Annotated in this window: 11 protein-coding genes; 4 read left to right on the top strand and 7 right to left on the bottom strand. The window is 43.2% G+C overall.

Annotated elements, in window-relative coordinates; genetic code table 11:
- Window positions 1-145 precede the first annotated feature (145 nt).
- From CWC28_RS09960 to CWC28_RS09980, 5 genes are all read right to left on the bottom strand, one after another.
- A complete protein-coding gene (locus CWC28_RS09960; RefSeq protein ID WP_138625096.1) occupies window positions 146-1,516 on the bottom strand; it encodes an efflux transporter outer membrane subunit in 1,371 nt (456 codons plus the stop codon).
- The gene (locus tag CWC28_RS09965) at window positions 1,509-4,643 is read right to left on the bottom strand and encodes an efflux RND transporter permease subunit (protein ID WP_138625097.1); all 3,135 of its coding nucleotides are present in this window, start codon (window positions 4,641-4,643) and stop codon (window positions 1,509-1,511) included. The genes CWC28_RS09960 and CWC28_RS09965 overlap by 8 nt, the downstream gene beginning before the upstream one ends.
- 2 nt (window positions 4,644-4,645) lie before the next feature.
- A complete protein-coding gene (locus CWC28_RS09970; RefSeq protein ID WP_063701993.1) occupies window positions 4,646-5,872 on the bottom strand; it encodes an efflux RND transporter periplasmic adaptor subunit in 1,227 nt (408 codons plus the stop codon).
- A gap of 74 nt (window positions 5,873-5,946) precedes the next feature.
- On the bottom strand, window positions 5,947-6,756 hold the full coding sequence (gene mutM / locus CWC28_RS09975; protein WP_138625098.1) for a bifunctional DNA-formamidopyrimidine glycosylase/DNA-(apurinic or apyrimidinic site) lyase: 810 nt from the start codon (window positions 6,754-6,756) through the stop codon (window positions 5,947-5,949).
- An 11-nt stretch (window positions 6,757-6,767) separates the two neighbouring features.
- A complete protein-coding gene (locus CWC28_RS09980) occupies window positions 6,768-7,259 on the bottom strand; it encodes a hypothetical protein (RefSeq protein ID WP_171038304.1) in 492 nt (163 codons plus the stop codon).
- A gap of 151 nt (window positions 7,260-7,410) precedes the next feature.
- Here CWC28_RS09980 and CWC28_RS09985 point away from each other — a divergent pair, with 151 nt between their 5' ends.
- The gene (locus tag CWC28_RS09985; protein WP_063701986.1) at window positions 7,411-8,337 is read left to right on the top strand and encodes a manganese-dependent inorganic pyrophosphatase; all 927 of its coding nucleotides are present in this window, start codon (window positions 7,411-7,413) and stop codon (window positions 8,335-8,337) included.
- Between the two features lie 68 nt (window positions 8,338-8,405).
- On the opposite strand, the gene rlmB is transcribed toward CWC28_RS09985, so the two are convergent.
- Both rlmB and rnr read right to left on the bottom strand, forming a co-directional pair.
- The gene (rlmB, locus tag CWC28_RS09990) at window positions 8,406-9,152 is read right to left on the bottom strand and encodes a 23S rRNA (guanosine(2251)-2'-O)-methyltransferase RlmB (RefSeq protein WP_063702555.1); all 747 of its coding nucleotides are present in this window, start codon (window positions 9,150-9,152) and stop codon (window positions 8,406-8,408) included.
- Window positions 9,149-11,632, bottom strand: coding sequence for a ribonuclease R (rnr, locus tag CWC28_RS09995; RefSeq protein WP_063702557.1), 2,484 nt, complete (start codon window positions 11,630-11,632; stop codon window positions 9,149-9,151). The genes rlmB and rnr overlap by 4 nt, the downstream gene beginning before the upstream one ends.
- 182 nt (window positions 11,633-11,814) lie before the next feature.
- Between rnr and CWC28_RS10000 the strand changes: the two genes are divergently transcribed.
- From CWC28_RS10000 to CWC28_RS10010, 3 genes are read left to right on the top strand one after another with little or no spacing between them, the layout of a single operon-like run.
- Window positions 11,815-12,663, top strand: coding sequence for a DUF350 domain-containing protein (locus CWC28_RS10000; protein WP_063702559.1), 849 nt, complete (start codon window positions 11,815-11,817; stop codon window positions 12,661-12,663).
- Between the two features lie 20 nt (window positions 12,664-12,683).
- Window positions 12,684-13,502, top strand: a complete 819-nt coding sequence (locus CWC28_RS10005) for a hypothetical protein (protein ID WP_138625100.1) — start codon at window positions 12,684-12,686, stop codon at window positions 13,500-13,502.
- Window positions 13,492-15,018 (top strand): polyamine aminopropyltransferase, encoded by a 1,527-nt coding sequence (locus tag CWC28_RS10010; protein ID WP_249324963.1) that lies wholly within the window; start codon window positions 13,492-13,494, stop codon window positions 15,016-15,018. Before CWC28_RS10005 ends, CWC28_RS10010 begins: the two co-directional genes overlap by 11 nt.
- Window positions 15,019-15,099: the final 81 nt, after the last annotated feature.

The following is a 15,099-nucleotide window of genomic DNA, read 5'->3' on the forward strand; positions in this document are numbered from 1 at the left end:
ATACCAATTCGCTTAATTAAGTGATCTATTTTGAGGCAATAAAACCTCGTTGATAGCAAGGCAAAAATTTCGTTATTTAGTTGTTCTAAATCAGAAATTTTTAACGTAGATAGCGACAGGTTTAATCCCTCAAATTGATTAAGTATTATTGCGGATTGGTATCATACCATCCACCACCAAGGGCTTTATAAAGCGTAGCTAAGCTTTGAAGGCGATCATTTTTGGCCTGCGATAACGCAATTTCTGCCGAAAATAACTGCCGCTGTGCATCCATCAAATCAAGGGAGCTGGCAACACCATTGCTATACCTAAGGCGTGCTAAGCGGTAGTAATCTTGACTACTGAGCACCAAGCTTCTTTGCGCATCATAGCTTTGCTCTGCAGACTGATAATTCGAAAGCTGATTACTCACTTCTTGCAGTGCCACCAGCACTGTTTTTTGGAATTGAATACTTGCCTGATAAGCCCGCTGTTCCGCCACCGTTAAATTTGCCTGATTGCGCCCCATATTAAATATAGGCATTAACAACTCTGAGCCCAGTAACCAAACCTGCGAGTTACTGGCGAGCAAATCACTAAAATCAGTACTTTCACTGCCAAGCTCGGCATATAAATTAAGTTTTGGAAATAACGCCGCTTTTGCGACTCCTATCTCAGCCATTGCCGCTTGCCATTGATACATTGCTTGCTGTACATCTGGCCGGCGTTTTAAAAGCTCGCTAGGTAGCCCTGTGGGTAATTGCTTAGGAAGGGTTTGTACAGATAACTCATTACCCCCTTGCACATCAGCATTGGCATCACCAATCAAAAACTTTAACTGATTAATAATCCGCCTTTCACTGTGCTGTAAAGGAGGGATCTTCACTTTCGCTGACTCTAATTCAACCTCGGCTTGGCGCTGTTCTAGCCCTGAAATAATACCGCCTTTTTTACGAATACGCGCAATTTCAAGCTCCTTCTCGCGAAGCTTAATCGTACTCAGGCTAATTTTTAATTGCTCTTCAACTTCTTTGAGGGCAAAAAACTGCTGCGCAACATCAGCAATCAAGGCGAGCTGCAACGCGTTTCTTGCTTGCTCTTGGCTATAATAATTTGCCAGTGCGGCTTCGCTTGCGCGTCGGTTACTACCAAATAAATCTAGCTCCCAACTTAAGTAACCTTTTAAATCAAAGGTATTTTCTGGGCTGCTATTAAGCTCTTCTTCTCGCTCTGAAGTAAGCCCTACATTCACATCAGGCCATAAAGCGGCATCCGTAATTCGATACCGAGCTCGCGCTTCAATAATTTTCGATTGCGCAATTAACATATCTTGGTTGTTAAGAAGCGCTTGGCTAATCAGCTTTTGCAAATGAGGGTCGTTATATATTTGCTTCCAGCCCGCTAAAGCCTCCGACTGTGGCGTTGCCGTTGCGCCCATAAAATTAGTAACTTCACTATGATCAGGTATTTCAAAATCTGGCCCTACAGCACAGCCATGAATACAAGCGAAACAAAGCAATGGCAACAATTTATGCATCGACTTGCTCCTCTACTACTTTAGAGGCCGGTATCGGCTGTTTTTTCACAAAGCGCGCAGCAGTAATAAAAAACAGTGGCACTAATATAATGCCGATAGAACTTGCCAGTAACATTCCCCCTAAAATAGGCATAGATACCGACTGCCGACCAACGGCGCCGGGGCCAGAGGCAAGCACTAACGGCAAAACACCAAGCACAAAAGAGGCTGCCGTCATTAAAATAGGCCGAAAGCGAGAACGGGCGGCTTCTATTGCTGCATCAGCGGCATCCATCCCCTCCTGATAAAGCTGATTTGCCACTTCAACAATCAAAATTGAGTTCTTTGCAGCAAGGCCTATCAAGGCAATAAAGGCGACTTGGAAGAATAAATTGTTTTCATGCCCCGTCACTAAGGTCAATACAGCGGCTCCTAACATAGCAATCGGGCTTATTAATAGAACCGCAAACGGCAAGCTCCAACTTTCATAGAGCGCCGCTAAAAATAAAAATACAAACACGATAGCAAGGCTGATAGCGATACTTAACTGACCCGATGAACGAATTTCTTGATAGGTTAATCCTGTCCATTCATAGCCAAGGTTAGGCGGTAGTTTTGCCATTTCTTCTTTAATTACCTTAATTACATCACCCGATGCATAGCCTTCAGCTGGCGATACATTCACCATGGCACTGGTAAACATATTAAAGCGATTTATCGCAGACGGACCGGTTGTTAAATTTAACTTAGCAAGCACATTTGATGGCACCATAGCGCCATTTTTTGAACGCACATAAAATTCATTGAGGTTTTCAGGGCGCGCTCTAAATTCATCTTCAGCCTGAACTTTAACCCGATAAACCCGGCCAAATAAATTAAAGTCATTAATTGTTGATGAGCCAGTCAGCACCTTCATTGTGCTGTATACATCGGCAATCGGCACCTCTAATGCCATAGCTTTTTCTCTATCTAATTCCAAAAACAGCTGAGGTACTGAGCCACGCAGTGAGCTACTTGCTTTAGCAACTTCAGGGCGATTATTTAAATTTGCCAACAGTACCTCAAGCGATTCAACCAGACTCGTTAAGTTGCCTCCTGTTTTTTCTTGCAGCGCAAACTCAACGCCAGAGCCCGAACCAAGCCCCGCTACAGCTGATGGTTGAAACACATTAAACTCAGCATCCGGAATGGCATACAACTGCTTACGTATATCATTCATCACACTTGTGACCGTAAAGCCTTGCTCAGCACGCACTTGCCAAGGTTGTAAAATAACCTCCATTTGACCATGTGATTGCGCACTACCAGCACGACGGTTTTCACCCGCTAGCGTGAATGAATAAGCCACCCCGGCATGGTTCATAACATATTGGTTTGCCTTACTTATCACCTCATTGGTACGTGAGACCGTTGCCGCATCTGGCAAGGTAATATCAACAAAAAAGCGTCCTTGATCTTCTTGCGGCATAAAGCTGCTTGGTAATTGGCTAAACACAAAGTAACAGCCTCCTACCATTATAAAAAAGCCAATATAACTACGTTTTGCTTTTTCGGAGCATGCCTTTACAAGCCAAGTGTATTTTTCGCCAACACCTTCAAGCCAGTTATTAAATTTATTAAAAATCTTATTTTTTGATGGGGCACTAGGTTTTAAGAAAATCGCACATAAAGCAGGGCTCAAGGTTAGCGCAACTAAGGTTGAAATGAGTACCGCAACCGTAATTGAAATCGCGAACTCTCGGTACATAATGCCCGTAATACCGGCTAAAAATGACACCGGCACAAACACCGCTGCCAGTACTAAAGAGGTTGCCACTATGGCGCCAGAAAGCTCCGTCATCGCTTGCTTAGTAGCGGCAACTACCTCCATATTTTGCTCATTGATCAGTCGCTCAACACTTTCTACTACGACAATCGCATCATCGACGACGATGCCGATTGCTAATACCATAGCCAATAAACTGACATTGTTAATGGTAAAACCAAATGCAGCCAAGGCGATAAAGGTGCCCACTATCGACACCGGCACAGCTAACGCAGGTATTAAAGTTGTTCGCCAGTTTTGCAAAAATAAATACACCACTAAAATCACTAAGATCAGCGCTTGAATAAGGGTATTAATCACCTCATTAATCGACAGTTTGATGAACTCTGAAGCATCATAAAAAAGCTGCCATTTCACTCCCTTTGGAAAAGCCTCGCTCAGGCGCTCCATCTCAGCCTTAACACGCTCTGTAACCGCTAATGCATTAGAGCCTGGTAACATATAAACCTGCAAAATAGTGGCTGGCTGTTCATTAAGTTTTGAATTTAAAGTATACGCAGAGGAAGCTAGCTCAACCCTTGCGACATCTCGCAAACGGATCATCGAGCCATCACTATTAACTCGCAGCATAATATTATTAAACTCATCCACCTTATTAAGCCGGCCTTGTGCTCGTACCGGAAAGTTAAGCTTAATAGCATCGCTCATTGGCTGAGCCCCGATCTCCCCAGCAGCGGCCTCTTTATTTTGTGCTTTGATTGCTGCGGTCACATCATTCACGGTTAACTCGTAGCCCGCTAAAATATCAGGCTTTAACCAGACCCGCATAGCATATGAACGCGAGCCAGTGTTACGTACCTTACCAACCCCCGGGACACGCTTTAAAGCCGCCTCAACATTGATGCTAGCGTAGTTACTCAAATAGATTTCATCATAGCGTGGGTCATCAGAGGTCAGTGCCAGTTTCAAAAGCTCAACGGAACTTTCATTAGAGACATTCACCCCTTCAGTTTGCACATCAACAGGTAAATTACTACCAGCTTGACTTGCGGTGTTTTGTACATCAACAAGGGCGAGATCAGGGTCGGTGCCAACATCAAAGGTGAGTGTGATCCCAACACTGCCAGAGTTAGTTGCCTTTGACTCCATATACAACATATTCGGTGTGCCATTTAATTCTTGCTCAAGAGGAATAGCTACCGACTCAGATGCGGTCTCAGCCGTTGCGCCGGGGAATGAAGCAGACACTTTAACCGACGGCGGAGCAATATCTGGGTATTGATCAATGGGTAGGGTAAAGAGCGAGACCAAGCCTGTGAGTAAAATAACTAACGAAATAACGATAGCAAACACTGGACGCTTGATAAAAAAATGCGAAAACATAGCTAAGCTCCCTGCTGATTTTTTTCATCATCTTGTTTGCTTGGTTTATCTGGCGCCAGTGGAGTAGTGTCAGTGTTAGGTGCGACTTGGCGTTTTTCAAATTCGGCTAACGAAATCGCCTTTACTTGCTGACCATGACGAATGCGATGTAAACCTTTCACCACCACTTGCTCACCCGCACTCAAGCCCCCGCTGGCAACAATTCCCTGTTCACCGTAATGCTCAACAACAATAAAGCGTCGCTCTATCACACCAGAATCAAGGACCACCATGACATAAATACCGCCCTGTTCCACTTGTGTGGCTTCCTCTGGAACCACAATCGCATCTGTAAGTTCAGATAATTTGATACGCGCTTTTGTATATTGTCCAGGTAATAGCTCACTATTAGGGTTCGGCAGCTTTGCCCTTACTTTAAATGTGCCCGTTTTCGGGCTAATTTTAGGGTCGGTAAAACTCACATCACCCCAATATCGATACTCGCTGCCATCAGGTAATGAAATACGTACAAAGCCTTCAAGTGCCTTGCCCTTTTGCTCAGCTTGTAGCTGCTCCATCATACTGGTCATACGCCGCTTAGCATTCAAATAATCAAGTGCCGACATATTAAAGTTAACAAAAATAGGGTCTATTTGCTGAATGGTGGTAAGGAGCGAAATACCATTACTGCCAACCAAAGCACCAAGATCGGCTTCTGAGCTACCCACCATGCCGCTAATTGGCGCCGTCACACGGGTATATTCTAAATCAAGCTTGGTTTCTTCAAGTTCTGCTTGGGTTGCTGATAATGAGGCTTGTGCTTGCTCTTGAATCGAAATAGCATTGTCGTAATCAAGCTGACTTGCTGCGTCTTGCTCGTAGAGGGGTTTTAAACGGGTTACATCGCGCTTTGCTTTAGCCAGCGCTGCTTGGTCTTTTTGCAGCGCCGCTTTAACGCGATTAAGTTTTGCTCGGTAGGGTCTATCATCAATGGTGTAGAGTAAATCTCCTTCATTTACCCAGCTACCTTCAACAAATTCTACGCTTTGTACAAAGCCGGTGATCCGCGCTCGCACTTCAACATCCAGCGACGCATCTGTGCGTGCCACGTAATTCCCGTACAGTGGCACATCAAGCTGCTTAACCTCAGCGGTAACCACTTCTTCAACAACCACTTGAGGTTGCTCTTTAGAACAACCAACCAGTGCCGCCAAGCACACGCACCCTATGACGTATTTGTTTAATAGCATACAACCTTCTCATTCCTTAAGCCTGTCTCTATCTTGCTATCTGTTGCAATACTACATAGATAAGGGATTCTTTATTATTTTTGACAATTAGAACAGTACACTGTGCTTCTTTGTCCTAATCTAATTTCTTTTAATGGCTCTTTACAATTAACGCATGGCTCACCCTTGCGGCCATAAACCAGTAATTGCTGGGCAAAATAACCCGGCTTACCATCACTTTGAGCGAAATCTTTTAATGTTGTACCGCCTTGCGTGATAGCCGCTGCGAGAGTTTCTTTAATAATAGGCACTAATTGCTGAAATCGCTTTAAAGACACCTTGCCGGCTTCTCGTTTCGGGTGAATTCCGGCCTTAAACAACGATTCATTGGCATAGATATTACCCACACCAACCACCACAGCGTTATCCATAATAAACTGTTTAATTGGTACTTTTTTATTTCTAGACTGTTCGTAGGCTCGCTTAGCAGTAAACTCATCAGTTAGCGGCTCAGGCCCGAGTTTGGTTAACAAGGTATGACATTCGCCTGGCGCTTGCCACAAACAGGCACCAAAGCGACGCGCATCGTTGAGCCTTAATGCTTTACCTGAGGCTAAAATAAATTCGATATGATCGTGTTTTTTCAGTGGCTCATCAGCACTCAAGACCCGTAAATTACCCGACATTCCTAGGTGCAAAATAACACTACCCAGCTCACAACCGAGTAATAAATATTTTGCTCTACGCTCCACTGAAGTAACTTCAAGCCCTTGTAATTGATATACATCATCAGGCACAGGCCAACGCATACTGGCGTTATGAATATTTACTTTGGCCACTGTTTGGTTAAGCACATGCGGCGTTATTCCCAAACGGCTAACTTCAACTTCTGGTAATTCAGGCATCTGTGACTCTCTTAAAACGGATATAACGGGAATAACTTAGCGGCATCAGCTTGTTCAAGCTCAAATACCCGCTGTAACCGCTTATCTAATAAATAGTATTGCTGATCTATGTTGTACAACTGATACACCGCTGGCAACTGCTCTCCAGCTAACCACACGGAGGCAACATAATCAGCCGACGCCTGTGAAATTTTACTCACAGGGAGACTGGCAATAGTGAGTTGTTGATGCTGCCAAAGTTCAACGAGTTGTTCGAGCTGCTGCTCATCGCCTTGCCATGCGGTTTCTTGCTGTGATTGGCTTCGCCAAGAGGTGCCGATACGCTCGATTTTTAATTCTGGAAATGCCATTGCTAAAATGAAGCTTTGCGCTGGGAGTAACGCTTGCACTCCTTCTTCAACAGGCTGTGTATTGAGCTTTTTATGTAGGCCATTGAAGAAAAAAATCATCAATAGCATCGAAATAATCACCACATTATTCCATGCTTTTCGGCTCAAGCGCATCAGTATCTTCCTCAGTTTTCAATATCTTAAAGTGTAACCAAAAAGGACATTAATTGGCAGTTGTAATTGATCAACAAAATTTCATGTCTGTTATGTATCAATCTGTCGATACTTTGCTAAAATATCCGCCAAATTTAAAGGAGTTCCGTCAATGTCAATGTATGTAGTGGGTCATAAGATCCCTGATTCAGATTCAATTTGCGGTGCAATTGCGCTTGCTTACTTAAAAAACCAGATCAATGAACCTGCGATCCCGACGCGTTTAGGTGAAGTATCACCTGAAACACAATTTATCCTAGATAAATTCGGTTTCGAAGCACCTGAGCTAAAACTTAGCTACGCAGGCGAAGACGTTTATATCGTTGACCACACAGAAAAAACACAAGCACCTGATGACATCGATGAAGCACGTGTTGTGGGGGTTGTTGATCACCACAAACTAGGCGACTTAACATCGTCAACACCACTTGAGTGTTGGATCCGTCCAGTTGGTTGTTCAAACACTATCATCAAAATGATGTATGACTTCTACAATGTAGAAATTCCAAAAGATATCGCAGGCATCATGTTATGCGCTATCTTAAGCGACACTGTGATCTTTAAATCACCAACATGTACAACGGCTGATATCAAGTGTGTTGAAGCACTTGCTGAAATCGCTGGCATCGAAGATTTCAAAGAACTTGGCATGGACATGTTCAAGGTTAAATCAGCAGTGGAAGGCACGCCTGCACGCGATTTAGTAATGCGTGATTTCAAAGACTTCAACATGAACGGTAAGCTAGTAGGTATTGGCCAGCTAGAAGTTATCGACCTTGCAGTATTTGATGAAATCAAAGCAGATCTTGAAGCTGATATCGCTAAGCTTAAAGAAGAAGGCGATCGACACTCAGTATTACTCCTGTTAACTGATATCATGAAAGAAGGCTCAGAAATGCTAATTACGTCTGATGACGTATCTGTAATCGAAGCTGCTTATGATGTTAAATCAGAAGACGGTCGCGTATGGTTAGATGGCGTATTAAGCCGTAAGAAGCAAGTAGTACCACCACTACAAGACGCTTTCGCAAAGATCTAATCTTACGAAATAGATACAAAAAAAGCCGATGTTACATCGGCTTTTTTGTGTCTGGAATTTTGCGGTAGTTAGATCTGCGTTGCATTACGCTGGCGTAACACTTCAAATAAACAAATCCCCGTCGCAACTGACACATTTAAGCTAGATACCGTACCAGCCATTGGGATTTTAACTAATAAATCACAATGCTCACGAGTTAAGCGGCGCATACCATCCCCTTCTGCACCCATAACAATCGCCATTGGCCCTGTTAGATTTGCATCGAATAACTCAGTATCTGTTTCACCTGCAGTGCCGACAACCCAAACACCTGCGTCTTTAATTTCGCGTAATGTGCGTGCCAGATTAGTGACTTGTACCAGTGGTACTGTTTCTGCCGCACCACATGCTACTTTACGCGCTGTACCATTGAGTTTTGCTGATTTATCTTTAGGAACGATAATCGCGTGCACGCCTGCAGCATCAGCACTACGTAAACACGCCCCTAAGTTATGCGGATCAGTTATGCCATCAAGTACCAGTAAGAAAGGCGTTTCCTCACGGGCAATGATCTCATCTAGATCTTTCTCGTTATACATACGGGCTGCTTTTACATTGGCAATAATGCCTTGGTGCTGCTCACCGTCGGCTTTATTATCAAGCGCTTTACGCTGCATAAATTGTACAGAAATACCGAATTTACGTGCTTCATCAATAATCGGGTTTAAACGTTTATCTTCACGTCCTTTTAAAGCATAAATTTCTAAAAAGCGCTCTGGCTCTTTTGCTAAAATTGCTTCAACTGAGTGAAAACCAAAAATTAATTCATTACTCACGTATTATTTGCTCCTCGGCTATTACGTTTACGGGCATTCTTACCCGGTCTTTTTGCCTTTTTGGTGGCTTTCTTCTTGCTCTTCTTGTTGCCGGCTTTTACAGCATCGGCTTGTTTACCATTAGGTTTTTTACGCCCTTTAGAATGAGAAGACTTGCCACGTTTTTCGTTGTCTTTATCGCCTGACTTAGCCTCAAAACTGCCTGACTGCGGTTTTTTGCCAGGGATTTTACCGGCCTTAAGCTGGGCACGAACACTTGGTTTTGCAGGGGCACTACGACCACGACGACGCGCATAACGGTCTTGTTGCGCTTCACCTGCTAACACTAAGTTTATGCGTCGCTCATCAAGACTTACAGATGAAACCTGAACCGTTACTTTATCGCCTAAACGATAAACGGTATGTGTTTGTTCACCAATCAAGCAATGCTTAGCTCCATCATAATGGAAATATTCATTGCCTAAATTAGTTACATGGATCATGCCGTCGATTTGTAAGTCGTCTAAACGTACAAATAAACCAAAGTTAGTTACCGATGAGATCACCCCACCAAATTCGTCACCAACATGGTCTTGCATAAATTCACATTTCAGCCAATCTGCGACTTCGCGTGTCGCATCATCAGCACGGCGTTCAGTGGTTGAACACTGCTCACCTAAAATATCAACTTCGTCATCAGTGTAGGCGTACTCACCGGATGTTTGCTGACCTTGCGCTTTAAGCACGGCTTTAATTGCACGGTGCACCACTAAATCAGGGTAACGACGAATAGGCGACGTAAAGTGGGCATAGGCTGGCAAAGCCAAACCAAAGTGACCAATGTTATCTGGCTGATACACCGCTTGCTTCATCGAACGAAGCAACATGGTTTGAATAAGCTCAGCTTCAGGACGGTCGCCTAATTTTGCTAACACCTGAGTGATTTCTTTTGGTGTTGGCTCATCAGAAATCGCGGTTTCAATACCAAGCTCTGATAAAAAGTTTCTGAAGAAACCAAGCTTTTCACCATCCGGCTCATCATGCACACGATAAAGCGCACTTGCTTCGTGTTTTTCTAATAAACGGGCAGCTGATACGTTCGCAAGAATCATGCACTCTTCGATAAGCTTGTGTGCATCATTGCGAACCACTGGCACGATTGATTCAATCTTACGGTGTGCATTAAACACAAAACGCGTTTCTAACGTTTCAAATTCAATCGCACCACGTTCTTGGCGTGCTGCTTTTAGTGCCATATACATCTGATGCAAGTCAGTTAAATGCGGCACCATCTCGGCATATTCTTCACGCAGCTTTTCATCGCCTTGTAAAATCGCATTCACTTTAGTGTAGGTAAAACGAGCGTGTGAATTCATCACCGCTTCGTAAAATTTGTACCCAGACAATTTACCCGCATCTGACACTGTCATCTCAGCGACCATACATAAGCGGTCAACTTTCGGGTTTAGTGAGCATAAGCCATTGGATAACACTTTTGGCAGCATCGGAATAACTTGCTCAGGGAAGTACACTGAATTACCGCGTTCAATCGCTTCTTTATTCAGAGGCGTATTCATACCTACATAATGCGACACATCAGCAATAGCGACCCATAAACGCCAACCACCCGATGGTTTACGCTCACAATAAACGGCATCGTCAAAGTCACGGGCATCTTCACCGTCAATAGTCACCAGCGGTAAGTCACGTAAATCAACACGACCTAGCTTTGCTTGTTCATCAACAAACTCACCTAAATGAGCAACTTGCTTCTCAACCGCTTCTGGCCACACATGGGGAATATCGTGATTGCGTAGTGCAACTTCAATTTCCATACCCGGTGCTAAATGTTCACCCAGTACCTCGGTTACTTTACCTACCGCATTCATATGTCGGCTAGGGTTTTGGGTAATTTGCACCTGCACCATTTGATTGTGGCGCGCGCCATTTTCACTACCCGGTAGTATCATAATGTCTTGCGTTATGCGTGGGTCTTCCGCCACTACAACAGCAATACCATGCTCAACAAAATAGCGACCAACAATCGGTGCTCGTTCATTGGTTAATACCTTAATGATACGTGCTTCGCATTTGCCACTAGCGCCTTTACGATTGCCTTTTGCAAGCACAATGTCACCGTGTAACACCATATTCATTTGGTGCTTCGCGATAAACCAATCTTTACTCTCACCTTCAACTTCTAAAAAGCCGAATCCGTCACGATGACCAATGACCTTACCTTTAACGAGGCCAGATTCATCGATCAATGCGTAGCATTTAAACTTATTGAAATACAGTTGACCATCGCGCTCCATAGCACGTAAACGACGTTTGAACGCTATTTGGCGCTCTGTATCGTTCACATGTAATTCGTCACAAAGTTGTGTGAAGTTTGCTGGTTTGGCGCGAGATTCTAAGTGAGTAAGTATAAACTCACGGCTAGGGACGGGGTTTTCGTACTTTTCTTGTTCTCGACTGAGATTGGGATCCTGTTTTGACATTCACTATCTTGTTAGTTGGTTATGTTGTTATTTTAACCCATAACCTAACAATGAGACAGGCAAAAGCTATGAAACTTTTAAGAAATTGATTAATTCTGGCAAAAAGTGAGGCGTTGATATTCTTTGCAACAAACACTCTGTGTTAATATTTTCGGAAAATAACAACAAGCTAACAAATCTATATGGATATTAACTTAACCCATTACCTTTCGACTATGGCCTATAACAGCGCCTACATTGGCCTGTTCATTGCTATCATAGCCCTTGCAAAACTGTCGTATAACTTAGCAACGCCTTACAACACCACCAGCCAGTTAACCGATAATGCCAACAGTGCTTTAGGTTTATCGATAGGCGGTTATTTAGGAGCTATCACCATTATTTACGGCTTTGTTTTAGCTGGGCCTAGTAAAGGGCTTGTTAGCGACTTGATGAATGTTTCACTGTACAGCGTGTTAGGTATGGTACTACTGACCTGCTCACGTATTTTAAATGACAAATTACTGCTGCGCTTGTTCTGCAACCAAGAGCAATTAATTAACCAACAAAACGAGGCCGTTGGCTTAGTACAAGCAGCTAACTATATGGCAGCAGCACTTATCATTGGTGGCGCATTAACCGGCGAAGGCACCTGGTTATCAGCCATTGTGTTCTACTTTTTAGGGCAACTGATGCTTATCATTTTTGCCAAAGGCTATGATCACCTTACTGCATTCAACCTTCACGAGCAGCTAGAAAAAGGCAATAAAGCCGTTGCACTTAGCTTTTCAGGCACCATGTTGGCATTAGCTATTATCTTATGTCATGCGCTTATTGGTGGCTTTCATAGTTGGCAACAAAGCTTAAGCTTATTCTTTATTGACGCATTATTTGGCTTTTTAATTTTACCAATTGTGCGTTACCTCGTTGATAAAATTATTTTTAGTAAAATTTCTCTCGACCAAGCAATGCACGATAAAAACACCGCTGTTGCGGTTATCGAAAGCAGCATTGCCATTTGTGTTGCTGTTATCATCACTATCGCTATTTAAGCTTATATATGGAGTAATGGATGAACATCTATAAGCTTTTTATTATTGCTGCCATCTCGTTTTTGGCTTGCATAATAATACGTGCAGATCTACAAGCGCCACTTATCAGTGGCCAATATGGCAACTTTAAAGACTACGACGGACAAGATAAAGCCTACCTATTTAATGTGCCAGAAGATGGCCAGATGATGCGCTTAGAAATTAAAGGCAGACTGCCTTTAAATTCGTGGAAAGCCATTGACCTTGAAGTATTTGACCCTGATGGCAACTATTTATTTAGTTACGCAGATGAGCTATGGGCTGAAACCGGACGCGATTCAGAAGGAAAATGGACTGAATACCGTGATTATACTTATCACGATGTCCACTTCCCCAAGAAGGGGCAATATAGCGCCTACGTTAGTAGTACGTTTGGCCCAAATAAGCGTGCCGAACATTTTAGTTATACGTTTCGAATTATCCCAATCAAAGGGAATAGTAAAATACTTATTCCGCTAATGTGGATGTCAGGCATTATTGCTGGCTTATGCCTTTTTGTGATTTTGAATCGCTTAGAGGAAGGTAAAAATAAATCAGATATTTCTTTTCAACCTATCACCAAAAAAGGCTTACAGGCAAAGCAAGCGATGGAAACAACATTTCCTGTTTGGCCTATAGCCCTGCTGTTTTTTGTGCCTGTGCTACTTGTATCTCTGTTCGCCTATGGCAAAGATGATGATGAAGCTGACTGGCAAATTTACGCCTATGGACACAGTAATATCTATGTAGATAAACAGCTTCGAGAGCAAAGTATTGGTAGTGCTGGTTTTCGTTCACGAGGCGGCCCGGGTGGTAAGTAAATCAATTCGCGAAAGCCACATTTTACTGTTTAGTATTTTTGTCGCTGGCCTTTGCTCTATTATCTATGAGCTGCTGATCGCAACAACGGGTGCCTACTTTTTGGGTGATAGCATCACCCAATTTTCTCTGACGATTGGCGTCTATATGGCGGCAATGGGCATAGGCTCTTATTTTTCGCGTTTTGTGCCCGATAAACCACTGCTAGCTTATTTTATAGGTTTTGAGTTAGCGCTTGCACTACTTGGTGGTTTGAGCGTGCCCTTGTTGTACTTCTCGTATGCCTATGGCTTACCACTACAAGCAATTAGTATTTTACTCACCACGCTAATAGGGATTTTGATTGGCTTAGAAATTCCGCTGTTAAGTCGCCTAATGGAAAAACATTATGCGCTAAAAGCAAACCTCGCCAATGTGTTATCTATTGACTACTTTGGTGCCCTGCTCGCGACTTTACTGTTTCCTTTTCTATTTTTACCTTGGCTTGGGGTTTTTAAAACGGCCCTAAGCTTTGGCTTAATGAATCTAAGTATTGCGCTGCTATTGCTTTGGTACTTTATCGACCATATCAGCCCAAACCGTCGAAAAGTACTGAGGCTCACACTTGTTTTAGTTAGCTTAATATTGGTGCTTTGCTTATTTGCTAGTAAACAGCTCACGTATCTTTGGCAAAGCCAAATTTACGATGATCGTGTTGTACATTCAGAGCAAACCCCCTATCAGCAAATCGTACTCACTCGTCATAAAGATGATATTCGCCTTTATTTAAACGGTGGCTTACAGTTTTCATCGATTGATGAATATCGCTATCACGAAGCGCTTATTCACCCAGCCATGGTGCGCCATGGCAATGCAAAACGAATTCTAATTTTAGGTGGTGGCGATGGCTTAGCAGCCAGAGAGCTTTTGAAATACCCGCAATTAGAGTCTATTACCCTGGTTGATTTAGACCCTGCTGTCGCTAGGCTTGCGCAAACTAATCACAACCTCACAACACTTAACAAGCACTCACTGAGTGATCCTAAAGTGACAATTATTCATCAAGATGCCTATGTGTTTGTTGAGCAAAGCGAACAACTGTTCGATATTATTTTTATTGATTTACCCGATCCAAAAGCAATCAATCTTGCACGGCTTTACAGTCAGCAGTTTTATCAACTAGTAAAAACACGACTGCCAAATAACGGAATTGTGGTCACACAAGCCACCAGCCCATTTTTTGCAAAACAGGCATTTTGGTCTATCAACAACACGCTCAGTGCAGCAGGCTTTGCTCATACTTTGCCTTATCATTTGAATGTGCCCTCTTTCGGTGAGTGGGGCTTTGTTATGGCTTGCAACTTGATCTGTAGCAACCACCAGTTATTGCCTGTTAACACCCGCTATTATCGCCCTGAAAATGACGCACAACTGTTTATTTTCACGCCAGACATTAGCGCTAACAACGAAAAAGTATCGACGCTTGATGAGCCAAATGTGCTGCACTATTACTTACATGGGTGGAAATATTGGAACTAAACGAATGGATTAGCCTATTTGGGGAGTTTACAAAGTAAAGGATTACCGTTACAAAGAGAGTTAATAACAACAATAACAAGG

The organism is Pseudoalteromonas sp. S4492 (assembly GCF_005886115.1).
Lineage (GTDB): Bacteria > Pseudomonadota > Gammaproteobacteria > Enterobacterales > Alteromonadaceae > Pseudoalteromonas > Pseudoalteromonas gelatinilytica.